The sequence below is a fragment of the Paenibacillus montaniterrae genome (assembly GCF_018403185.1).
In the GTDB taxonomy this organism is placed as follows: domain Bacteria; phylum Bacillota; class Bacilli; order Paenibacillales; family Paenibacillaceae; genus Pristimantibacillus; species Pristimantibacillus montaniterrae.
In genome coordinates, this window is record NZ_BOSE01000001.1 from 1,147,779 (window position 1) to 1,170,483 (window position 22,705).

At 46.6% G+C, this 22,705-nt stretch carries 16 protein-coding genes; 3 read left to right on the forward strand and 13 right to left on the reverse strand.

All coding sequences use genetic code 11. The features are described 5' to 3' along the window. Nucleotides 1–12 precede the first annotated feature (12 nt). The 7 genes from KJS52_RS05510 to pstB all read right to left on the reverse strand — a co-directional run bounded on the left by KJS52_RS05510 (nucleotide 13) and on the right by pstB (nucleotide 7,224). On the reverse strand, nucleotides 13–585 hold the full coding sequence (locus KJS52_RS05510) for a lytic transglycosylase domain-containing protein (RefSeq protein ID WP_213513666.1): 573 nt from the start codon (nucleotides 583–585) through the stop codon (nucleotides 13–15). Beyond that, nucleotides 582–1,178, reverse strand: coding sequence for a dephospho-CoA kinase (coaE, locus tag KJS52_RS05515; protein WP_213513667.1), 597 nt, complete (start codon nucleotides 1,176–1,178; stop codon nucleotides 582–584). The genes KJS52_RS05510 and coaE overlap by 4 nt, the downstream gene beginning before the upstream one ends. 12 nt (nucleotides 1,179–1,190) lie before the next feature. Next, nucleotides 1,191–1,904: an MntP/YtaF family protein gene (locus KJS52_RS05520; RefSeq protein WP_306433567.1), complete on the reverse strand. Its 714-nt coding sequence runs from the start codon at nucleotides 1,902–1,904 to the stop codon at nucleotides 1,191–1,193. 168 nt (nucleotides 1,905–2,072) lie between these two features. Continuing rightward, nucleotides 2,073–2,903, reverse strand: a complete 831-nt coding sequence (mutM, locus tag KJS52_RS05525; RefSeq protein ID WP_213513668.1) for a DNA-formamidopyrimidine glycosylase — start codon at nucleotides 2,901–2,903, stop codon at nucleotides 2,073–2,075. 33 nt (nucleotides 2,904–2,936) lie between these two features. Beyond that, complete coding sequence (gene polA / locus KJS52_RS05530) at nucleotides 2,937–5,612, reverse strand: DNA polymerase I (RefSeq protein ID WP_213513669.1); 2,676 nt, start codon at nucleotides 5,610–5,612, stop codon at nucleotides 2,937–2,939. A gap of 122 nt (nucleotides 5,613–5,734) precedes the next feature. After that, nucleotides 5,735–6,394, reverse strand: a complete 660-nt coding sequence (gene phoU / locus KJS52_RS05535) for a phosphate signaling complex protein PhoU (protein ID WP_213513670.1) — start codon at nucleotides 6,392–6,394, stop codon at nucleotides 5,735–5,737. Between the two features lie 74 nt (nucleotides 6,395–6,468). After that, nucleotides 6,469–7,224, reverse strand: coding sequence for a phosphate ABC transporter ATP-binding protein PstB (gene pstB / locus KJS52_RS05540; RefSeq protein ID WP_213513671.1), 756 nt, complete (start codon nucleotides 7,222–7,224; stop codon nucleotides 6,469–6,471). 355 nt (nucleotides 7,225–7,579) lie between these two features. On the opposite strand from pstB, the gene KJS52_RS05545 reads away from it, so the two are divergent. Both KJS52_RS05545 and KJS52_RS05550 read left to right on the forward strand, forming a co-directional pair. Then, nucleotides 7,580–8,452 (forward strand): helix-turn-helix transcriptional regulator, encoded by an 873-nt coding sequence (locus KJS52_RS05545; RefSeq protein WP_213513672.1) that lies wholly within the window; start codon nucleotides 7,580–7,582, stop codon nucleotides 8,450–8,452. Between the two features lie 61 nt (nucleotides 8,453–8,513). Further along, nucleotides 8,514–8,990 carry a YbaK/EbsC family protein gene (locus tag KJS52_RS05550; RefSeq protein ID WP_213513673.1) on the forward strand — a complete coding sequence of 159 codons (477 nt, stop codon included), beginning with the start codon at nucleotides 8,514–8,516 and terminating at the stop codon, nucleotides 8,988–8,990. Nucleotides 8,991–9,016: 26 nt separating this feature from the next. On the opposite strand, the gene KJS52_RS05555 is transcribed toward KJS52_RS05550, so the two are convergent. Together KJS52_RS05555 and pnpS are read right to left on the reverse strand one after the other, a co-directional pair. Further along, nucleotides 9,017–9,739: a response regulator transcription factor gene (locus tag KJS52_RS05555; protein WP_213513674.1), complete on the reverse strand. Its 723-nt coding sequence runs from the start codon at nucleotides 9,737–9,739 to the stop codon at nucleotides 9,017–9,019. 1,352 nt (nucleotides 9,740–11,091) lie between these two features. Further along, the gene (pnpS, locus tag KJS52_RS05560; protein ID WP_213513839.1) at nucleotides 11,092–12,870 is read right to left on the reverse strand and encodes a two-component system histidine kinase PnpS; all 1,779 of its coding nucleotides are present in this window, start codon (nucleotides 12,868–12,870) and stop codon (nucleotides 11,092–11,094) included. Nucleotides 12,871–13,172: 302 nt separating this feature from the next. Here pnpS and KJS52_RS05565 point away from each other — a divergent pair, with 302 nt between their 5' ends. Then, nucleotides 13,173–14,312, forward strand: a complete 1,140-nt coding sequence (locus KJS52_RS05565; RefSeq protein WP_213513675.1) for a YfbR-like 5'-deoxynucleotidase — start codon at nucleotides 13,173–13,175, stop codon at nucleotides 14,310–14,312. 1,129 nt (nucleotides 14,313–15,441) lie between these two features. Here KJS52_RS05565 and KJS52_RS27300 read toward each other — a convergent pair. The 4 genes from KJS52_RS27300 to KJS52_RS05585 all read right to left on the reverse strand — a co-directional run bounded on the left by KJS52_RS27300 (nucleotide 15,442) and on the right by KJS52_RS05585 (nucleotide 22,302). Next, entirely contained in the window at nucleotides 15,442–15,882 is a 441-nt protein-coding gene (locus tag KJS52_RS27300) for an LbetaH domain-containing protein (protein WP_246563151.1), read from the reverse strand. 7 nt (nucleotides 15,883–15,889) lie between these two features. Further along, the gene (locus KJS52_RS05575; RefSeq protein ID WP_213513677.1) at nucleotides 15,890–18,799 is read right to left on the reverse strand and encodes a DEAD/DEAH box helicase; all 2,910 of its coding nucleotides are present in this window, start codon (nucleotides 18,797–18,799) and stop codon (nucleotides 15,890–15,892) included. Then, complete coding sequence (locus KJS52_RS05580; RefSeq protein ID WP_213513678.1) at nucleotides 18,796–20,364, reverse strand: hypothetical protein; 1,569 nt, start codon at nucleotides 20,362–20,364, stop codon at nucleotides 18,796–18,798. Before KJS52_RS05580 ends, KJS52_RS05575 begins: the two co-directional genes overlap by 4 nt. A gap of 189 nt (nucleotides 20,365–20,553) precedes the next feature. Next, nucleotides 20,554–22,302, reverse strand: coding sequence for a sensor histidine kinase (locus tag KJS52_RS05585; RefSeq protein ID WP_213513679.1), 1,749 nt, complete (start codon nucleotides 22,300–22,302; stop codon nucleotides 20,554–20,556). Between the last annotated feature and the right edge of the window lie 403 nt (nucleotides 22,303–22,705).

Here is a 22,705-nt window from a genome sequence, read left to right on the forward strand (position 1 = left end):
GGACAGCCTCGCTCAAGATAGCGTAGGATAAATCTCCTTGTACTTGTTGTAATAGTATATAACCTTGTGGACATAATTTCGCGTCTCTCCAAATGGAATCTGATCAGCCGTGTCATATTGCCCATCCCATGTTTTTTCACTCAGCCATTTGTTTACATTGCCAGGCCCAGCATTGTAGGCTGCTATGGAAATGATCATATCCCCTTCAAACTGCTCCATCAAATGCTTTAAATACCAAGTACCAAGCTCAATATTCAGCTCTGGATTAAACTTCAGCTCTTCTGACGAAATCGCCCTCATCTCGGTACGTTCCACAATCCATTCAGCCGTCGTTGGCATTAGCTGCATTAAGCCAATCGCACCTTTAGGAGATTCTCTTCCCGTCGTAAAATTCGACTCCACTCTAATAACGGCTGCGATCAGATGGGGATCTACCTCGTACTTATTGGACTTTTCTGCAATTATTTCCTGATATTTAACAGGATATAAGCGTTCACTAAGCCATGTCGATTGAATAAATAAAACTGTCACAATGCCAATAATAATAAGCAGCAGCAATCTTCTTCGCATTCGTTTCTTTTTCATCGCGTACGAAGCCTCTTTACAAGCTCAATCACCTGCTGCTCAGTATGCTCAAGTGTTGAAGAATTATCTATAATCCAATCAGCCAGCTTTTTCTTTTCTTCTATATCCATTTGCAGCGCAATGCGGTCGGCAGCCTCTTTCTCGCTTAAATGATTACGCTTCATTAAACGTTCAATTTGCATGGAGCGAGGTATGTAAACGACAACAATACCTTCATACAGGTGTGTTTGCTTCGTCTCATACAATAACGGAATGTCCGCAATGATGAGTGCATCAGGCTGCTGATGCTTGTACAGCTTGAATTTTTCCTGCATTCTGGCACGAATCGCAGGATGGGTAATTTGCTCAAGCTGTTTAAGCTTGTCCACATCAGAAAAAACAAGCGCACCTAATGCCTGACGATTCAAGCTGCCATCAGCATTCAGCACCTGCTCTCCGAATTGCTCAATAATTTGTAGTAGAGCAGGCTCGCCTGGCTCTACTACTTCTCGCGCAACCTGATCCGCATCAACAAGCAATGCGCCATGCTTAACAAATAAAGCGCTGACTGTACTTTTCCCACTAGCGATTCCGCCTGTTAATCCGATCAGCATTGCATTCACCTCTTAAAAAAATTTAATGATTCCAAGCAAAATCAATAACAGTCCTGGCAGACCGCTAATATAATTGACAATTGGCAGATGAGACAGCTTACGTCCAAGCATCGTTCCGCCAATTAAGAAGATAGCACCGCACAATGCGATTACGATCGGAGTATATAGCGCATGCAGCCCAAGCAAGGCAGCCGCGATCCCCGCTCCAAAAGCATCCAACGAGAGCGCGATGCCCAGCATTAGCGCTTCTGAGGCTGATATCGTGCCCGAAGCATCAAAATCAGCTGTCTGCGGCTTGCGCAAAATTTGAATAACGAGACCGAGCCGTTTCAGCTCTATTGTAAATACGCTCGCTTCCTTTACCCGCTCGTCAGTGTCCGTACTCGGCTCGGCTGCCGCTTTCACATCCGCAGCTTCCTCAGCCTCGCTTTTTCCATCCCTTTGTTCATTCATGCTCCGATAATACTGATATAAAGCCCAAATTCCGATCATTACGAGAATACCCGCTCCAATTCGACTGGCAGCTATGGGCGATAAATGATTGGACAGCCATGCGCCTGCTTGCATCGAAATGCCGATTACGCCGCCTGAGCAGCAAGCAATAATTAAAATCGAGATAAACGGGATTTTAATTTTTCTTAAGCCATAGGTGATCCCTACTCCAAAGCTGTCCAGACTTACGGCAATGGCTAATGCTGCCATAGAAGCGAAATGAGCAAACAACATAATCGTTCTCCTTCCTGCACCTCTACGATAAGCTGTAGACAAATGCCTACAAACGTAACGTATCATATGCGCCAGGAAGAAGAATCGTGCTTAAAAAATGCTTCTAGTACACGCCCGGCTTTCAGGACCGAATTAGCTTCAACGCATTGCATCGTCATCAAAGTCGGGCTACTTGACTTTCTGGCAGCGCGGGCAAATATGCGTCCCCCGCCCTCCTACGACAAATTTGGTGATCATCGTACCGCAGCTGGAGCAGGGCTGGTTTTCACGCCCGTAAGCAAGCAGCTGCTGCTGGAACATCCCCATTTCGCCTTGCCCATTTACGTATGACTTAATAGATGAGCCGCCCGCTTCAACTGCTGAAGTCAGCGTATCGACAATCGCTTGGTGCAGCTTGCTCCACTCCTGCTTGCTCAATGAATCAGGCGTGCGCTCAGGGTGGATTTTAGCGACATGCAGCGCTTCATCTACATAAATATTCCCAAGTCCTACAATTAATTCTTGATTCAGCAGCAGCGGCTTTATTTTAGAGCTTCGCTTTTGCAGCTTGCTGCGCAGCAGCTCGGCTGTAAATTGCTCGGACAGCGGCTCGACGCCAAGCTTTTTCAAAGGCAGCTCATTCAGCTCTTCGCCTTCCTTGAACAAATGCATCGTGCCGAACTGGCGAACATCCTTATAGCGAAGCTGTGTGCCGTCTGTAAATGAAAAGATGACATGGGTATGCTTTTCAACTGGCTCATCCTGACGAAAAACGCCATAGCGTCCTTCCATCCGCAAATGAGATACGAGCACCAGCCCGTCCAGCACAATGCGGATAAATTTGCCTCTACGCAGTACATCTATAATCGTATGTCCAGCGAGCGCGGCGCAAAATTGCTCGATCTCTGCTGGACGCTGAATAATTCTAGGAAGATGAACCTGAACCTCGTGAATTGTTTTTCCTTTGACAAGCTCTCTTAGCGTTCTAGTTACGGTTTCTACCTCTGGTAATTCTGGCAATGTTTTGTCACCTCAACCTGCTTACTTAGCCGGCTACTTCGCTTCATACCAGCTATCGCCATAGCTTACATCAGCGACAAGCGGCACGTCAAGCTTGATCGCCTCAGCCATCACCTGTGGCACAAGCTGCTTCATCGTCTCCAGCTCATGCGGCGGAACCTCGAATACGAGCTCGTCATGAACCTGCAGCAGCATGCGGCTTGACAGCTCACGCTTTTGCAGCTCATCATTCATGCGAACCATCGCCAGCTTGATAATATCTGCTGCCGAGCCTTGAATTGGCGTGTTCATGGCGATTCGTTCAGCAAACGAGCGTATATTATAGTTCGAGGAATGAATATCCGGAACATAGCGGCGACGGTCAAGCAGCGTTACAATATAGCCTTTTTCCTTCGCTTCAGCAATGATATCATCCATATATTTGCGAACACCTTGAAACACGCTGAAGTACTGCTCAATAAACTGCGCAGCTTCCTTGCGCGTAATGCCCAGGTTTTGCGACAAGCCAAAATCGCTTATACCATATACAATGCCGAAGTTTACAGCCTTTGCAGATCGGCGCATATTGCTGTCTACCTGATCGGCTGTTACGCCAAATACGTCCATTGCTGTTTTCGTATGGATGTCATGGTTATGAATAAACGCATCCTTCAAGCGCTCATCACCCGAAATATGGGCAAGCACACGCAGCTCAATTTGCGAGTAGTCGGCAGACAAAATGCTCCAGCCCGGCTCAGAAGGAATAAATGCTTTGCGGATTTTGCGGCCTTCCTCCAAGCGAATCGGAATGTTTTGCAGATTAGGAAACTGTGAGCTTAAGCGCCCTGTTGCCGCGATCGTTTGCCGATAATAGGTATGAATATGCCCTGTTTCCTCACGAACCTCCTTCAGCAAGCCTTCAATATACGTAGATTGCAGCTTGGCAAGCTGGCGGAAATTTAAAATATGAGGCACGATCGGATGATAAGGAGCAAGCTCCTCCAGCACCTCCGCATCAGTCGAATATCCTGTTTTCGTCTTTTTCTTGGCTGGCAGCCCCAGCTTTTCAAACAGCACCTCGCCAAGCTGCTTGGGAGAGCTTATTTTGAACTCTGTGCCTGCAAGCTCATAAATTTCCGAAGTAATGTGCTTAAGCGCTGCTTCAAGCTCAACACCTTGCTGCTCAAGCTCAGCGCGCTCAACCTTAATGCCCTGCTGCTCCATACGAGCCAGGATGCGAGACAGAGGTCCTTCCAAATCGTAATAAAGCGAACGCATTGACGTTTTTTCCAGCTCTTCATCCAGCTTTGGCGCAAGCTGACGCACGATATTTGCTTTAACAGCAAGATGCTCAAACAGCTTGCTTTGCTCAGGCAGCTTCAGCTTTGCACCTTTGCCATACACCTCATCATCCGAGGGCAAGCCATACAAGCTGTGTCGTTCAGCAATTGTATGAAGCAGTTGGTTGCCGTCGGTAGGGTCCAGCAAATAAGCAGCCAGCTGCACATCGAAGTAGCTGCCGCCCAGCTTAATGCCGTGCCAATGCAGCACAAGCTCAGCTTTATGCAGATCATAGCCGTATTTTGGTATAGATTCATCAGCCAGCCATTGCTTGAATGGTGCAAGCTCTTCTGTGTCGAGTAGGTGGTGCTGCATCACATACACTTGATCGCCAACTGCAATCGCAATTCCTTCCAATGAAGCATGGTGAGGATTTTCTCCAATTGCTTCGATATATAGCCCGTGCTTCGCATCTTCCTCAGCCAAAGCGCTCATTAGCTTGGATATATCAAGCGATTGCTCAGACAGATGATGAATGGTCAGCTCAGAAAGCGCCTGCTTGGCGTCAGCTTCACTTGAGCCACTGGACGCAGTAACGTCAAGGCGCTCGAGCAGCGATTTAAATTCAAGCTTGGCGAGCTGCTCAGCTAGCTTGGCAGGCTCATACCCGTTGTAGACGATATCCTCCTCTGTAAGCTCCAGCGGCACCTCGCGGAAAATCGTAGCAAGCTGCTTGCTCATTAAGGCAGACTGCTGATGATTGGTCAAATTCTCCTTCAGCTTGCCTTTTTGTGCGTCGAGGTTGGCAATAACCTCTTCAACTGAAGGAAACTGATGAAGCAGCTTAAGCGCTGTTTTCTCTCCAACACCAGGCACGCCCGGAATATTATCAGAGGTATCTCCCATTAAACCTTTCAAATCTATAATTTGCTGCGGCGTTAGTCCGTATTTTTCTTCAATCGTTGCAGGCGAATACAGCTCTACCTCGCTAACGCCTTTGCGCGTTACGGCAATCGTTACGTTGGAAGAGGCAAGCTGCAGCATATCCTTATCACCTGAAATAACGAGCGTCTCAATTTCCTGTTGATCGGCCTTGGCAGTCAAGGTTCCGATAATGTCATCTGCTTCATAGCCGGCGATTTCATATTGGGCAATGCCGAAAGCCGAGATCAAATCCTTCAGCAACGGAAATTGCTGAGACAGCTCTGGCGGCGTCTTCTGGCGGCCAGCCTTATATTCTTCAAATTGCTCATGTCTAAAATTCGTTTTTCCTGCATCAAAGGCAACCATAATATGCGTCGGCTTATGCTCTTCAAGCAGCTTCAACAGCATCGTCGTAAATCCATAGATCGCATTCGTCTGCATACCTGAAGAATTCGTCAGAGGCGGCATAGCAAAAAACGCACGATATGTAATACTATTCCCGTCAATCAACATCCATTTTTTCATATGAAGCTGCACCTCATTCTATTAACTTGTTACTCTCTTCTATGATACCACAAAAAGGACCTTCCCTAATCATACTGGAGCAGGGAAAGTCCTTTATGAGAAATTTTTTTTGAACATCCGCTTTAAGCGTTTAGGTCAGGTCGTTTGCCTGTCACCAGATAAACAACACTCTCCCCAATATTAGTTGCATGATCGCCAAAGCGCTCAATGTAGCGACCTACAAAGCTTAATATTTGAGCTTGAGCTATGTTGCGCGGATTTTCCATCATAAGCAGCACCAGCTCGCGCGTAATTTGACCATACAAGGCATCGACCTGATCATCGTCCTTTGCCATTTTGTAGGCAAGATCAACATTTTCGTTGACGTAAGCTTGGATCGCCTCATAGGTCATATTGCGGATAATTTCACCCATGCGCGGAATGTCGATAATAGGCTTAATCAACGGCTCGCCCTGCAATCTGTGTACGGCCTTCGCAATATCCAGCGCCAGATCACCCATGCGCTCCAAATCATTGGCAATGCGGAACGCAGCAATAATTCTGCGCAAGTCTTTGGCAACTGGCTGCTGTGTAGCAATCAGCTTCAAGCCTAGCTCCAAAATTTTCTCTTCCATATCATTAACATGAACATCATCAGCAATTACTTCATCAGCAAGCTCTGGATTATTTTCCTTAAGTGAGTTGATCGCTTTTTCAACTGCGACCTCCACCATCTCGCCCATTTCCACCAGCCATTTGTTCAGTTGCTCAAGACCTTGATCAAAATCTTTACGAAGCGTCATCGTTTAGCCATCCTCCTCAAACTTTTCATGTTACAGCCATTACCTATTGATGCTGCGTGCAAACTACTAATTTCTTAGCCGAAACGACCGCTTATATAATCTTCGGTACGCTTGTCGCTCGGGTTGGAAAACAGCTTTTCGGTATCATCATATTCCACCACTTCGCCATTTAGGAAAAAAACTGTTTGATTGGATACGCGTGCTGCTTGATGCATATTGTGCGTAACCATAACAATCGTATATCTGTCACGCAAATCCTGCACCAGCTCTTCAATTTTCAAGGTAGAAATTGGATCGAGCGCAGACGTAGCCTCGTCCATCAGCAAAATATCAGGGTTTACGGCAAGCGCACGCGCAATGCATAGACGCTGCTGCTGACCGCCGGAAATCGACAGTGCTGAACGCTTCAGATGATCCTTTACCTCATCCCAAAGCGCTGCTGATTTAAGGCTTGTTTCTACAATCTCATCAAGCTTTTGCTTATTTTTAATGCCATGAAGGCGCGGCCCGTAAGCAACATTATCATAAATTGATTTAGGGAACGGATTCGGCTGTTGGAATACCATGCCTACCTTTTTGCGCAATGTTTCCACATCGACTTCCTGTGAATAAATATCTGTATCATTAATTATTAGCTTGCCCTCAATGCGAGTTCCTACAATCATGTCATTCATTCGATTCAAGGTGCGCAGCAGCGTTGATTTGCCGCAGCCGGACGGTCCAATAAAAGCTGTAACAGCCTTTTCCGGGATCGTAAGATTAACGCCCTTCAAGGCATGAAATTCCGAATAAAAAAGGTTCAAATCCTTTGCTTCAATTATAGTAGTCATGCGAATTCCTCCAAATCCAATGATCAGTATGCTAGATCCCATTGATTCGCGGATTAAAACTGCCGGTATGCAATCAATTAATCTGTTTAATCATAGCATGCTCATTTTTAGGCAATGCCATTTGTCAATTTATTTGAAATCATGAAGCGAACGTTTATAACTTAATGATGATCTCGTACAATAGCTATGGATTGACTTACTAGATAATAGTAATCATAGTTTGTTAATTTTGTATGTTTGAAATGTTAACACTATGTAAAAAATTAAATGATTTTGCTTATCGATCGGCTGGTTATATAATGATTAAGAAGCTTTAAAATTTAACGAGGTTTATATCGTTACAGGAGGGAAGCTTATGGAGGCGACTCATGAAATCGTTCCGTATGACAATCCTTTGCTCAGCATACGCATTTTCCAATCTCACCGCGGGCCGAATACGCGAACGGAGTGGCATTATCATAAGCAATTAGAGCTGCTGCTCGTACTAAACGGACAGCTTGATTTATATATGGAAGCTGACATGATTTCGCTTGTAAAAAATGATGTTGCAATTTTGGGCGCATACGAGCTGCACCGCGACTATTGCTCAACTGCTTTGGAATATATCGTTGTTCAGTTTGATCTGGAGCATTTCTTCGATCAAAGCTCGATTTCATATATGCGTTACTTTTCAGAAACGCATGAGCCGCTAAGCCGGACAAACTATATTTTTAAGGATCGTCCGCATATTCAGGACGAGGTGTCAGGCTGCATCCGTACAATGCTGCGAGAAGCGGACAAAAAGGAGCCCGGCTACGAAATTGCCGTCAGCATTTTGATCAAGCAGATTTTGCTGCTGCTGCTGCGCAACGACAGTCGCAAGGTGCTGTCTGAGCAGGACCCATTTGACAAAATCAGGCTTAAGCCTGTGCTCGACTATGTGGAGCAGCATCTGACCGATCGAATTGCGGTGGAAGAGGTTTGTCAAATTGCTAATATGAGCTACTATTATTTTGTTAAGTTTTTTAAGAAATCAATCGGCTTATCTTTCACAGAATATGTAAATTATCGCAAAGTAAAGCGCGCGGAGCGATTGCTGCTGACTAAGGATTTAAGCATTACGGAAATTGGCGAAAAAATCGGTATGCCGAACATGGCGCATTTTTATAAAATGTTCAAAAAATACAATGATTGCTCGCCCAAGCAATATCAGAAAAAAATGCTGCAATGGAAATCGCATGAGCACTAAAAATACGTATTCAAAAAGCTCGGCATTTCAGGACCAGATAGTATATGAGGAGAACCGTATTATGGCTTTGGAAAAAGTAGTTCGTTATTTTGAGCAGTTTGACCTTGCGCATCGCGTAATAGAACTGGAGCAATCGAGCGCAACAGTGGAGCAGGCAGCGATGGCTATTGGCTGTGCACCGGAGGTCATTGCAAAAACGATGTCATTTTTGCTGAAGGAACAGCCTATTCTGATCGTAACAGCTGGAGATGTAAAGATTGACAATAAGAAATTTAAAGAGCATTTTCATGAAAAGGCAAAAATGATTCCCTATGATCAAGTGGAAGCTTATATCGGCCACGCTCCAGGTGGCGTGTGCCCCTTTGGCACGAACGAAAACGTGACGGTCTATCTTGATCTATCGCTTCAACGCTTTGATACCGTTTATCCGGCCGGAGGAAGCGCCAATAGTGCGGTTAAACTATCCTTAAATGAATTAGAGACCTATTCAGCATCGGCAGGCTGGGTTGACGTATGCAAGAGCATCGTTAATGAATAAATCGGCAAACAAAAAACTCGCAAGTCCTATCCGTTAGGGCTTACGAGTTTTTTCGGCATGACGAGCTTGTAGCCAACACCGCGGATCGATTCAATTCGTACCGATTGCTGCTCTAGCTCCAGCTTCTTGCGAAGCGAGCTTACGTGAACATCAACCGTACGCTGACCGCCAATATAATCAAATCCCCATACCACATTCATCAAATCGTCGCGGCTAATAACCATGCCAGGACGCTGAACGAGATAGAGCAGCACCTCAAACTCCTTCGGACGCAAGGAAATCGGTTGCCCCTTAACACTTACCTCGTATTTTTCAGGGTATATCGACAGTTCTCCTGCTTGTATAACCTTTTCACTGGAAAGGTTTGGCTTTGGAGCTTCATTTTGTGTTCTCCTAAGTACAGCAGAAACTCGAGCTAGCAGCTCTGCGACACCAAATGGCTTCGTAATATAATCATCAGCGCCATGCTTCAAGCCCTGTACAACTTCCTCTTCTGCATTACGAGCTGTCAAAATAATAACGGGCGTACGAACACCATTTTGATGCAGCCGGTTCAAGATTTCAAAGCCGTTCATTCCAGGAAGCATAATATCGAGAATGATCAGATCGAATTTGTCCTGCAATGCGGTTTGAAGCCCTTCACTGCCATGCTCTACAACGGTTGTGTCATATCCCTCTTGTGTCAAATTGTACGACAGCAGCCTGGAAAGCGTAGGCTCGTCCTCAATGACCAAAATTCTATTTGACATTGCTTGACCTCCATACTTTAAATACATAAGTAATGCTTTTAACGTTAGTGTAACACTTTTGTCAATTCCATGTAAAACAAAATTAATATTTCAGCGCTCCGGAGCTAAGCATCCTTCAGTCGCTTTTTAAATCGTAATGCTTTCTTTATTGGAATTTTTTATGGTTGCATTACGATGTTAAAGGCGACACTCTTCGTTTTTCAGTGCTCCGGAGCTAAGCATCCTCCAGTCGCTTTTTAAATCGTAATGCTTTCTTATTGGAATTTTTTATGGTTGCATTACGATGTTAAAGGCGACCCTCTCCGTTTTTCGGATGCTTTGCTCCTCCGCTGTAGCTTTTTTGTTGTTGAATACGCTACGAAGCGAGTGTAGCGTCATCAACGCTGCGGAGCTAAGCATCCTCCAGTCGCTTTTTAAATCGTAATGCTTTCTTATTGGAATTTTTTATGGTTGCATTACGATGTTAAAGGCGACCCTCTCCGTTTTTCAGCGCTCCGGAGCAAAGCATCCTCCAGTCGCTTTTTAAATCGTAATGCTTTCTTATTGGAATTTTTTATGGTTGCATTACGATGTTAAAGGCGACCCTCTTCGTTTTTCGGATGCTTTGCTCCTTCGCTGTAGACTTATCTAGGGTTGTAGGACCAAGAAAGCCGTGGACGAAGCTAGAAATTACGGAGCGCAGAGTAGAGCGTTGCTACGTGAGCACCGCAGTTCTCGCTAGCGTTCAAGATTCGCCGCCGAATACGCTGCAACGCATCACATCGTCATCAAAGTCCAGTTTTTGAACCCACCTCTTCCAATAAGAGCTCAAAAAGTTCGGAGTTCAGGGCCGAGAAGATGGCACGATACTAGAAAATGAGGAGCGCAGCGTAGAGCACTGCTACGTGAGCACCGCAGTTTTCGGTAGCGTGACATATTCGATGCCGAATAAGCACCTTGACATGCTTCGCCATCAACTTCGGACTTTTTGAATCATCCACTTCCAATCGAGGTTCAAAAATTGGGCTTTCAGGACCAAGAAGATGGCACGATACTAGAAAACGAGGAGCGCAGCGTAGAACACTGCTACGTGAGCACCGTAAATTTCGGCTGAGTTCAAGATTCGCCGCCGAGTAATCCCCAATGAAACAGCATCGTCATCAAAGTCCAGTTTTTGAACCATCCTCTTCCAATCGAGGTTCAAAAATTGGGCTTTCAGGACCAAGAAGATGGCACGATACTAGAAAACGAGGAGCGCAGCGTAGAGCACTGCTACGTGAGCACCGCAGTTTTCGGTAGCGTGACATATTCGCCGTCGAATCCACTACAACGCAAACTCATCGTCATCAAAGTCCAGTTTTTGAACCTACCTCTCAGTGCATTATTGGAAGCTCTAGGATAAACGTTGTCCCCTTCCCCACCACACTTTGCACTGTAATCGTGCCTTTATGCAGCTCGACCAAATGCTTGACGATCGATAGCCCTAGTCCTGTTCCGCCAGAGCTTCTTGAACGAGCCTTGTCCACTCTATAGAAGCGCTCGAAAATTCGCGGCAAATCCTTTTCAGGGATACCTATGCCTGTATCAGAGATTTCAATCCGTACCTGCTCCTGCTCTGTTAGCGAAATACGCACCTCAACTTTTCCACCTTCAGGCGTATAGGAAATCGCGTTGCTGAGCAAATTTACGAAAATTTGGCGCAAACGATCCTCGTCCGCTTCCATATACAGCTCCTCTGGTGCGCTCAAATTGACATTGATATGCTTGCGATGAGCACTAACCTCTAAAATCGCAATCGTATTAACCATAAATTGGGCGATGTTGACCGGCGACAATATAAGCGGTACACGACGCGATTCAATTTTCGAAAGCTCTAAAATATCGCCAATCAAGCGATTAAGCCGTTCGCTTTCATCATATATAATTTCCAAAAATGCCTTTGCCGTTTCTTCATCCTTCACCGCTCCACCAAGCAGCGTTTCTGCAAAGCCTTTAACGGCAGCAATTGGCGTTTTCAGCTCATGCGACACATTAGCTACAAATTCGCTACGCATCCGCTCCAAACGACGAATCGCCGAAACGTCCTGCAGTACAAGCAAAATCCCGCTAAATTCTGTGCCATGCGTTTGATAAATCGGCACGAGATTCAGCTCAAGCAAGCGCTCCTCCGGGTAGTAGAACGTAATCTCCTCATGAATATGCTTCCTTGTTTCGAAGCCCTCCATAATAAGCTGCGACAGCTCGTACTGCTGCTTAATTTCGCGGTAGTGTCTGCCAATCAGCTTGGATGCGGAAATGCCCAATATTTGCTCCGCACGATCGTTCATAATTAGAATCGAGCCTTGGCTGTCCATCATCACAACGCCGTTAATCATATTGCTCAATACGCTTTGCAAATGGTTTTCATTTTCTCGAATGCGCGTCATTTGAATTTGTAGACTGTCTGCCATTGCATTGATAGCATTGCCCAATTCGCCAATCTCATCATTCTTTTTAACCTCGACCCGCGCACGGTAATCCATGTTTTTAATCCGCTTGGCAACCTGGGTAATTTTCTCAAGCGGTTTTGTAAGCCCTAACGCAATCCGATAGCTGATTAATGCTGCCACAACGAACAATATGAGCAGGCCAACCACAAGCACTACGGTTAGGCTGCTAATTGACTGCTCCACCTCTGCAAGACTGATCGCAAGACGCAAAACATAGGTTTCGTCGCTTGCAGTATTCGTGACCGGAATTGCCACATACAGCATATTTTGATGCAGCGTATCGCTGGAACGCGTTGATTTGCCGAGCCCTTGTTCGAGGGCGCCAATAATTTCCTCACGATGACCATGGTTGTCCATTTCGCGCGGGTTGTAATTGGAATCTGCAAGCACCGTGCCGTCCGATTTAATAATCGTAACGCGGGTATCGGTCAGCTCCTGCAGCTTGATTGCACGCTCCGTGTAGTAGTCGATCAGCTCCTCGTTGCTGCCTGCTACCCAATCCATTTGCGCGGCAATCAATCGCATTTCACGCTCAAGCGTATCCTCCAAAACATTAATATGGTTCTCTTCAAATGTTTTCAGCATCAGCAATCCGGATGCGATAACCGAGAGCGCAACCATCGAAATAATTATCGTTGTCAATCTAGCGCGAAAGCTCAACAACATGCGTCACTCCCAATTTTTATCATAGTATAAGCTTTAATAGCTTCCCAGGCATAATGCTGCAAAGGTATACGGCAGCCTGCCTTTCATTTAAATTACTTTCATCGTACCCTTGTCTGCTCGCTTTGGCTAGCTGTCGCTTTATTAATTTTTTGTAAATCAATATCGTTGCGCTTAGTGCGGCTATGCTGAATTGCTGAGCACGATGTCACAAGTCATTGCTCTAGTTCATTCCATTTATTATTTGTATAATAGCATAAGAGAACAAAACGGACGCCACTATAACCGAATGAGGTGTAGCTATGAACAATAGCCATTATTTCAAATCCATTATCCAAATGCAATATGTACGCCGCTGGCAGGAAATTTCCCCGCGATATATTGACAACGCTGCCAGCCACAGCTTTCGCTGCGCCGCAATCGCAGTGTTGATCAGCATTATTGAGCAGCGTCTGCTGAGTAACCCGATTTCTCCCTCCGAGCTAATTGGCAAAGCGCTGCTGCATGATTTGAATGAAACGGTAACCGGCTCTATTAAATATGTAACAAAAAAAGAAAAAACGCTCGCTTCTCATATCCAGCGTCTTGAGGATGAGGTGAATCGGCAGCTTGTCGGCAAGCTCTCCAAATCGCTGCAGTTTTCCTTCTCTGAATATATTGTCCGCGCAGAGGATAATAGCTATAGCGGCGGTTTAGTGCGCGACATCGACTCCTTTGACGCGATGCTGTTCTGCAAACGCGAAAGTGAGCTCCAGGAGGGCGGCTACTTTACTGCTCGCTATACTGAGCTTCGCACCCAGCTGCTGGCAAGCCGCTACGACTCCATTCGCTGGCTGCTGCATGCATTGGAGCAGGATCAAGGAGTCGCACAGTTTTTGCATTATATTTTAAACCTCGACCTGATTGAGCGCTGGGGCGGCAGCTTTAACCTTATTCCCGACAATGATGCGACACACAGCTTCCGCGTCGCGGCGATCGCCTTATTTCATGCGCATTTGGAAAAAGAAAAATACCATATGGAGCATATCAACTTATACAGCCTGCTGGGCAAAGCCATTATGCATGATGTCGTAGAAGGGGTGAGCGGCGATGTCGCTTCTCCAATCAAGCATTCATCGTCTGAAATCAAGGAGGCATTCGCACAATTTGAGGCGCAAGTGGCGCGCGACATGGTCAATGAGCTGCCGAGCTTTATGGTTGAGGATATGATGGACTTTTTAGTGTACGCCAAGGATGACAGCTATGAAGGCCAGCTAGTCGATATCGCCGATAAAATTGACGCGTTAATAAAAAGCAATCTTGAAATCCGCAATAACCCGCATTACGCCTCAAAATATGAGCAGCAGCTGACCAATATCCAGCATCGCTATGAAAATCCATCGGTCATCTTCTTCCTCGCATATATTTTGCATGATTTGACCTTTGATCATGTAATGCGGTAGCTCAGCGCTCCGGAGCAATGCATCCTTCAGTCGCTTTTTAAATCGTAATGCTCTTATTTGATTTTTTATGGTTGCATTACGATGTTAAAGGCGACCCTCTTCGTTTTTCAGCGCTCCGGAGCTAAGCATCCTTCAGTCGCTTTTTAAATCGTAATGCTCTTATTTGAATTTTTATGGTTGCATTACGATGTTAAAGGCGACCCTCTTCGTTTTCCGGATGCTTTGCTCCTCCGCTGTAGCTTTTTTATTGTTTGTTGAGCTTCGATGTCGAATAAACCCCAAGGTTCTTTCAGCGCTCCGGTGCAATGCATCCTACAGTCGCTTTTTAAATCGCAATGCTCTTATTTGATTTTTTTAAGGTTGCATTACGATGTTAAAGGCGACCCTCTGCGTTTTCCGGGTGCTTTGCTCCTCCGCTGTAGCTTTTTTATTGTTTGTTGAGCTTCGATGTCGAATAAAACCCAAGGTTCTTTCAGCGCTCCGGTGCAAAGCATCCTACAGTCGCTTTTTAAATCGCAATGCTCTTATTTGAATTTTTTTAAGGTTGCATTATGATGTTAAAGGCGACCCTCTTCGTTTTCCGGATGCTTTGCTCCTCCGCTGGTGTCTTTTTTTTTGAGGGCAAGACCAAGAAGCTTTGACGCTAGTAAAAAAGAGGAGCGCAGCGTAGGCAATAAGCTACGTGAGCACCTCAAAATGTTTTCGCTAGCGTTCAAGATTCGCCGTCGACCAAGCTACAACGAAACCCATCGTCATCAAAGTCGAGCTTTTTGAATTTCCCCTTCCAATAAGAGTTCAAAAAGCTCGGCTTTCAGGACCAAGAAGCTTGGACGCTAGTAGAAAATGAGGAGCGCAGCGTAGGCAAAAAGCTACGTGAGCACCGGAATTTTCGCTAGCGTTCAAGATTCGCCGCCGAATCCGCTACAGAGAAGTCACATCGTCATCAAAGTCGAGCTTTTTGAATTTCCCCTTCCAATGAAAGTTCAAAAAGCTCGGCTTTCAGGACCAAGAAGATGGCACGATACTAGAAAGCGAGGAGCGCAGCGTAGGCATAAGCTACGTGAGCACCGCAGCCTTCGGTAGCGTGACATATTCGCCGTCGACTAAGCTACGAAGCATCGCATCGTCATCAAAGTCGAGCTTTTTGAACCTCCTTAGCATAAGTGGCGATGGCTTTGTATAACTCCTTCCACTCCCCACTCCCCGTGGCTGGCGGAGTGGGAGGCGTCTGCTCGCTTAGCGGTGACTGCTCGTCGGCATGCCCCTCCTGCTGCTCTGCTGGACCAACAGTCGAGCCTGGCTCAACAATCGAACCTGGCTCAACAATCGAGCCTGGCTCAACAATCGAACCTGGCTCAACAGTCGAGCCTGGCTTAGCAATCGAACCTGGCTCAGCAGTCACCCCTGTCTCAGCAATCGAACCTGGCTCAACAATCGAGCCTGGCTCAGCAGTCGAATGCAGCGGCTTGGTGCCAGGCTTAGCTTGTGCTGCCGCTGTTGCAGCCTGCCTATTCTCTTTGGTTGTCTCATGCTGCTCTTTTGTTTGGTCTAGCTGCTCTTGCTTGTTCAAGCTTGCTTCACTCCTTAAGCCAACTGTTTCTTAGCGTAAATAGCTCTCTAAGCTCATCCGTACTGAGCTCGGTAATCCATTGGTCGGATTGCTGTACAATTTGATCGTTCAGCATTTGCTTGCCGTCGATCATTTGATCGATTTTTTCTTCAAGCGTGCCGATGGTTATAAATTTATGCACCTGAACCTGTCTCGTTTGCCCGATCCGGAACGCCCGGTCTGTTGCTTGATTTTCCACCGCCGGGTTCCACCAGCGATCAAAATGGATTACATGATTGGCTGCAGTCAAGTTAAGCCCTGTGCCGCCCGCCTTCAAGCTAAGCACAAATGCAACATGCGGAAGCTCCTCATTTTGGAACGCCTGGATCATCTCATCGCGCTTTTGCTTGGGCACCGCACCGTGCAAATACGGTACGTCAAGCTCATAGCGTTGAGACAGCAGCTGCTGAATTTGTGTGCCCATTTCTATATATTGCGTAAAAATTAAACAGCGCTCGCCCAGCTCAGCGATATGGTCAACAATTTCTACCAAGCGCTCCAGCTTGCTTGAGCGGGTAATGGCCCAATGCTTTTTCGTTTGCTGCTGCAGCAATAGTGCTGGATGATCGCATAATTGCTTTAGCTTGGTCAGCGAGCCAAGGATTAACCCGCGCCGCTGCATTGGCGCTTCCTTATCAAGCTTTTGCAGCAAATCGCTAACAATTCCCTCATATAATGAAACCTGCTCCGCCGTTAGTGGAATAAAGCTTTTGCTCTCCTGCTTTTCAGGCAAGGAAAGCGAGATGCTAGGGTCCTTTTTCACCCTTCTCAGCATAAATGGCTTAACCCAGCGCTGCAGCGCTTCGATTTTGCCGCTGTCCTTTTCACGCTCAATCGGCACAATCATTGACCGGCGGAACTGGTACAGGCTGCCCAAATAGCCAGGATTAATAAAGTCATAGATTGACCACAGCTCCGTCAAGCGATTTTCCATCGGCGTGCCTGTCAGCGCTATGCGGTGAGTTGCGAGCAGCTTGCGGATCGCCACTGCCTGCTTCGTATACGCGTTTTTAATGTTTTGCGCTTCATCGAGACACAGTGAATCCCAGCTAATTTGCTGCAATTCCTCGCTATCGATTTGCGCCAGCGCATAAGAGGTAATGACCAGGTCTGCCCCTTCTACTGCAGCAGCAAACTTCTCTCCCTTCGCGCGCTTCGTGCCATAATGCAGCACGGCCTTCAAATGAGGCGCAAAGCGCTGCAGCTCCCGTTCCCAGTTGCCGATTACAGATGTTGGGCAAATAAGCAGCGATGGCGGCAGTTTTTGCTCCTGCGCCGCTTCCTTTACTGCTGCCAGGTACGCCATATATTGAATCGTCTTGCCCAGCCCCATATCATCTGCAAGTACAGCTCCCATGCCGAAGCGGCGCAGAAATAGCAGCCATGACAGGCCCTGCTGCTGATAAGGGCGCAGCTCGCCCAAAAACAGCGCAGGCGGTTTAGCAATCGGAATTTCTCCAATATTGTGAAGCTGAGCCAGCCATTTAGCCAAATGCTCATTGAATTCAATTTCAGTTTCCAGCTCTTCCTCAAGCTCATCTTCAAGCCAGTCGGCATGCTCACCTCGCAAATGCATTTGCAAAACATCGCTGAAGGAAAGGCCCTTCTTGCGATGAACATGCTTAAGCCATTTTTTCACGCGCGCAATATCGTCTGCGCTAAGATAGACCCAATGCTCATCCAGCTTGATCAGCCGTCGATTGCTTGCGGCAATTTCCAGAAACTGCTGCTCGCTAATTTCGCTGTCACCTAGCGCAAAACGCCAATCAAACTGCACGATCTGATTAAGGCCAAACATCGGCTCGGCTGGTGAGCCAAGCGCGCCGCGCACCTTGCCTTTAACTTTCAACCTGCGGCTCTTTACGTTTTCCCACCAGCCTGGCAGAATCACCTTGCAGCCAGCAGCCAGCAGCTGCTGACTAGTATATTCAAGAAAATGCCACGCCTCCTGCTCGCTCATCGCTTGCTGCATAATATAATGGGCATCAGTCTGCGGCTCCTGCTCAAGCACTTGAATATAGCGCTGTCTCTCGCGCAGAAGCTTCTCTGGCAGTGTTCGCGCCCAGGCCTCTGGAACGGACAGCCTGCTGCCGTCCGCATCCTCCATGTACCAGCGCTCAAACTGAGAATCGAATGCCAGACTGTACCATTGCTCATCAAGCGTATTGTAAATCGAGGTGCGCAGCATCCAGCTTGCGCCTCGGCCCGCTGGCTCATGCAAGGCGACAGCCAGCTTGTAGGGCAGCGTATCCTCCTTGAAGCCGATCGCTGTCAACCATTCCTCTTCATCGATCACCTTAGTCATCAGCAGGCTTTCGCCAGTTTTATGCAGCAGCTCCTGCCAGCAGGCGCGTACATTCGCATCCTCTTCCAGCAATTCGTTAATGACAAGCGCAGGCCATAGATGGAGCGCTTCAAAGCCGTATTGCTGCGCTTGCTGCATGCAATGCTCCCAGTGCTGCTGCCGCTCCTGATCAAGCACCATTCTCCAGCTTGCCTGCTCCGCGCTCCAAGCCGCTGCGTCAGGCTCAAACTCTCCCTGTGCAAGACAGTCAAGCAGCTGCTCAGCTATTTGCCGCAACAGATGAAGCCGTTCACTGTAGTTAAGCTGCAGCAGATGAAGCGCGGCCGGGGCAGTTAAAAACTCAAGCGCCTGACGCGGAGTGAGCGTTAAAATGGTGCGGCCGTTCAATTTGCTTTCCTCAATATCCGTTCCATACCATGAGCGAGCATCCCAGCCAAAGAGCAGGCTTCTCAGCTGGCCAAAAGGCCCTTCCTTCCAGCCGTCTACACGCAGCACGATGCTATATCCCGATTGTTCATTCTTATTCCATATGCCGTCAATAGCGATAGGCTGTATGCCACAAATCCTGTTCATTCCACCAGTTTTCCTTTCGAAAGCTCTTCTTGAAATGCGCGAAGTCGGTTGTATCTGTCCTGCATTCGCTCAAAATAGCTTTGCCATACATGCGGCTGCTCCAGCTGCTCATAAAGCGCCTGCAGCTTTTTCATATGCTTGGCTGCTGTGCGGTAGCCTTGACGATTGCGGGTATGAATCGCAAACTCAATCGCTTGATGATAGATGGGCAGCAGCGCGGCTGGCGCTTGCCGCTCTATTTTTTGCAGATCAGAGCCCTTCAGCTCCTCCGGTCTGCGTCCCATATACATTTGCAAATCTGCCCATGCCTCAAAGCGGCCATGCGCATAATAATGCTCCGTTAATGCTTGATAGGAATGCGGCAGTAGCGCCAGCATAGCCTCCAGCCAGCGGCTTTGCTCAGGCTGAAGCGCGCTCGCTTTCCGGCAAAGCGCCAAAAATGGCCCAACAGAACGAAGCTGGCTGCCGGAAGCGAACTGCTGCTGCAGCCGGTCCATCCACATTTCAACCTTATCCCAATGCTGCGACTGCATTCTGCTTTCTACCATCGGGTACATTAATCGCTGTATTTTCTCAAACTGGCAATTTTCCAAATAAGCGAGCGCCTGCTCATCCTCCCCGGCTTGAAACGCCAGCACAGCCAAAGAGCCATAAATGACATGAACAATATGCGGCTTATGCTCATGGGCAAGCCTGAATTCCAGCTCCTGCTTCATCTCGCTTTGCAGCGCGTGGTGACCTGCAACAATTGATAAAATGCGATAATAAATATAATCCCATTCCAGCAGCGGCTTTTCATACATTTCCACACGAGCGTACACGAAGCTTAGAAGCTGTCTGATCCAGCGCTGTTCAAATTGCTGCAGCGGCTTAGCCTGCAGCTGCTCAAGCCACTCGTACAGCTGGACTGTCCACGGCTCGGCAATCCGCTTGAAGCTCATTTCATGATAGTAGCGGCTAAAGCTGTCGGCGGCCTGCAGGGCACGCTCTCCAAGATACAGCACAAATACGATGGAAGCGCACCAATGCAGACGCTGCAGCTCATACTCGCTAGATTTGGCCATGCTTTTCATAGAGGTTAACGTTTGAGACAGCGGGTGGAAGGAATGCTTGCACTTCTTCCAGTCGTCCCCGTACTGCTCATTTAATTTGCGAAACAGCTCAGCTGCATCGGTCTGCTGATTGATCGCCGGCTGCTCCGACTCGCCCGGCTGCTTGGGCAGCGAAGCTTTGACAACGCCCAGCATTTGAAAATAGGCTTGCTCTGCGAGTACCTTGCCATTTTCAAGCGTCTTGCAATATTGAAGAAACAGTGCCCCGATATGCTCACAAAATTGCGGTTGCTGACAGGTGCAGCTGCTGTATCGAATATGCTCCGAATCAATGACTACTGCATGTAGCTCTATATCTTTCACAATTCCATTAATCATATGACCGGCGTATACGTTTATCTTTTGCACGGCTTCTGCCTGATACAGCTGCCATGCCCGCTTTACAATCGAAGTATACGAGCCAGCCTGGCATAGCTCAGCAAACGCAGCCAGCAGTTGATTATAGATGTGCATGCTTATTTAGTCACCTCATTTCACTTCTCTCCATTCTATCTATTATATCAAAAAAATAAGGCTTCTATCATACATTTGATGCAGACCATTATAAAAATAAATGCACGGGCAAATAAATAAAGCATGTGAAATAGATTAGCGAATCACTGATCTTTTCACATGCTTATCTCTATTCTATGCAGCAGCAGGCTATAGCGGAATGCGAACATCGAAGGAAATCGTCGTTGCATCAAGCGCCTTGACCTTCAATTCGCCTTTATACTGCTTTACAATGCTGGCAATGATCGACAAGCCAAGCCCTTGATGCTCGCCGCTTTTGGTGCTAAAGCCGCTCTGAAACAGCGGGCTTGCTGCTCGCTGCTCTGCATCCTCGCAGTAATTGCTTATCGTAATATGCAAGGCGTGCTTCTCTTCTCTGCCGTATAAGGAAACGGCACGCAAGCTTTCCTCATAATGCAGCACCTCGTCAAATGCGTTATCAATCAAATTTCCAAGAATGCGATTAATGTCAAGCGCTTGTCCTGCCAATGCCTTGAGCTTTACCGCTTTAACATCATGCGTAAAGCGGATATGATAGGCCTCCGCCTGAGACAGCTTGGAGCGAATAAGTGCGGCTACCGCTGGATGTCCGATATTAATGTAATCATTGATCATATGAATTTCGCCAGCTATTTCAGCGGTAAATTTCTCAAGCTCCTCGTATTGCTTGAGCTTTGCCAAGGAATGAATCGTCTGCACCTGATTGATGAAATCATGCCGCTGCGAGCGTATCGATTGAAACAAAGCGTTAATTTCCTCAATATATGTATCCTGAGCAACCTGAACCGCTTCCTCGCGTAAATTTTTGAAATAGTTCATAATTAATATAACGGCCGGCACCATAATCGACATGATGATTAGCGTAATAAGCGCAACCTTGATCACGCTAGTCTTCAGGTCTTGCGAAATGTAATCGTAATTGGAGGTAATGACAAGCACGTAGCCCTTCATTGGGCGGCCTTCTTCATCAACCATCACTAGCCGCTCATCCTCGACAAATACGGGAATAAACATTTTGTAGGTATGAACATCCTCTATGTGCTCTGTACGAATTACTCGCTCTCCTGTCTGAAACGCCTCGCGCACATCTGCTTCATCATGCCTGGATTTATATTGATAGCTGCCGTACAATACTGGCCGTTGCACAATATGCTTGCGCTCACTGCCGTCTTGCTCTATCGTTATTTTATCGTTAGGGAAGGTTAACGGATTGACGATGCTAATTTCCAGCAGGGATTCATCGGAGGATATAAGATCTTCAAATAATCGATCAAGCCCGGTTGCCTCGTTGTATTCATTAACAGCTGTATAATCGACATAAGGGTCGATCATATAATTTTTCGTGCCATCGTAAAAATAACCCCATTTATAAATATTGGTATAGTCTGTAGACGACACCTCATACGGACCCGACCAGAAATTCGGTAACGAAGTTCCCAACCATTCCTCGTCGATCTCCTTGCCTGCGAACAGCTCATGGAAGATGCGGTTCCATGGATCCCATGTGGATGTGCTTTTGTTCGTTTGCTTCGGATCAGACGATTGATACAGGACAATATCTCCGTCATGCAGCTTTTTTAATAGTGTTATATGAGATAAATCCAGCTCATGCGCCAATTCCTTCAGCTGGTCCGGGGTTATTTTCTCGATATCATCATCCAATGCATATTTAATCGCTATCGATGCTGCCCGCAGCTCGCGGCTAATTTGCTCTTCAAACAAATCGAGACCTATTCGTTTTTGCTCTGCTGCATGCCTGATTTGGACGCCTAGCGAAATGAGCTGCTGTTCAAGCTCGTGCTGCAGCAGGTAGCGTGTTATGTAGAAAAATACAACATTGTTAATAATGACGAGCAATACGATACTACTAATTGCGATTAACCATATGTTTCTCCGCATCGCGACTCCTTCTATATTGAAACAAATAAAAATAAACAACTAATCCATATTATCATAAAATGTTAATAGCGTCTGTGTGAATTGTCGTTGCAGGACAAAAAATGTTGACAGCTTCACCAAACATTTTTACATGACTGTTGAATTTGTTCTTTTCAACCAAATTGTACCATACAAACTTGTTCTACACATCACATTTCTCATGCATATTCAACAAATTCCGCTGCTTTTTCATATTGCTGCTTCAACAAGCAACCAAACAAAAACACATACGATGTAAAATATTTCAATATAATTAAACTTATGTTCTATTATATCTTTTTATGATATTTTTATCTGGATTTGGAGTACAAAAAAAGCCAGCCTGATGGCTGACTCGAAAAACTTCCGGTTCAAACGAGAAGGT

What these genes read in the sequence shown, in the direction of transcription:
- KJS52_RS05510 (WP_213513666.1), bottom strand. Translation starts at nt 585, where the DNA reads ATGAAAAAGAAACGAATGCGAAGAAGATTGCTGCTGCTTATTATTATT.
- coaE (WP_213513667.1), bottom strand. Translation starts at nt 1,178, where the DNA reads ATGCTGATCGGATTAACAGGCGGAATCGCTAGTGGGAAAAGTACAGTC.
- KJS52_RS05520 (WP_306433567.1), bottom strand. Translation starts at nt 1,904, where the DNA reads ATGTTGTTTGCTCATTTCGCTTCTATGGCAGCATTAGCCATTGCCGTA.
- polA (WP_213513669.1), bottom strand. Translation starts at nt 5,612, where the DNA reads ATGAAAAAATGGATGTTGATTGACGGGAATAGTATTACATATCGTGCG.
- phoU (WP_213513670.1), bottom strand. Translation starts at nt 6,394, where the DNA reads ATGACGCTTCGTAAAGATTTTGATCAAGGTCTTGAGCAACTGAACAAA.
- pstB (WP_213513671.1), bottom strand. Translation starts at nt 7,224, where the DNA reads ATGACTACTATAATTGAAGCAAAGGATTTGAACCTTTTTTATTCGGAA.
- KJS52_RS05545 (WP_213513672.1), top strand. Translation starts at nt 7,580, where the DNA reads ATGGAGGCGACTCATGAAATCGTTCCGTATGACAATCCTTTGCTCAGC.
- KJS52_RS05550 (WP_213513673.1), top strand. Translation starts at nt 8,514, where the DNA reads ATGGCTTTGGAAAAAGTAGTTCGTTATTTTGAGCAGTTTGACCTTGCG.
- KJS52_RS05555 (WP_213513674.1), bottom strand. Translation starts at nt 9,739, where the DNA reads ATGTCAAATAGAATTTTGGTCATTGAGGACGAGCCTACGCTTTCCAGG.
- KJS52_RS05565 (WP_213513675.1), top strand. Translation starts at nt 13,173, where the DNA reads ATGAACAATAGCCATTATTTCAAATCCATTATCCAAATGCAATATGTA.
- KJS52_RS05575 (WP_213513677.1), bottom strand. Translation starts at nt 18,799, where the DNA reads ATGAACAGGATTTGTGGCATACAGCCTATCGCTATTGACGGCATATGG.
- KJS52_RS05580 (WP_213513678.1), bottom strand. Translation starts at nt 20,364, where the DNA reads ATGCACATCTATAATCAACTGCTGGCTGCGTTTGCTGAGCTATGCCAG.
- KJS52_RS05585 (WP_213513679.1), bottom strand. Translation starts at nt 22,302, where the DNA reads ATGCGGAGAAACATATGGTTAATCGCAATTAGTAGTATCGTATTGCTC.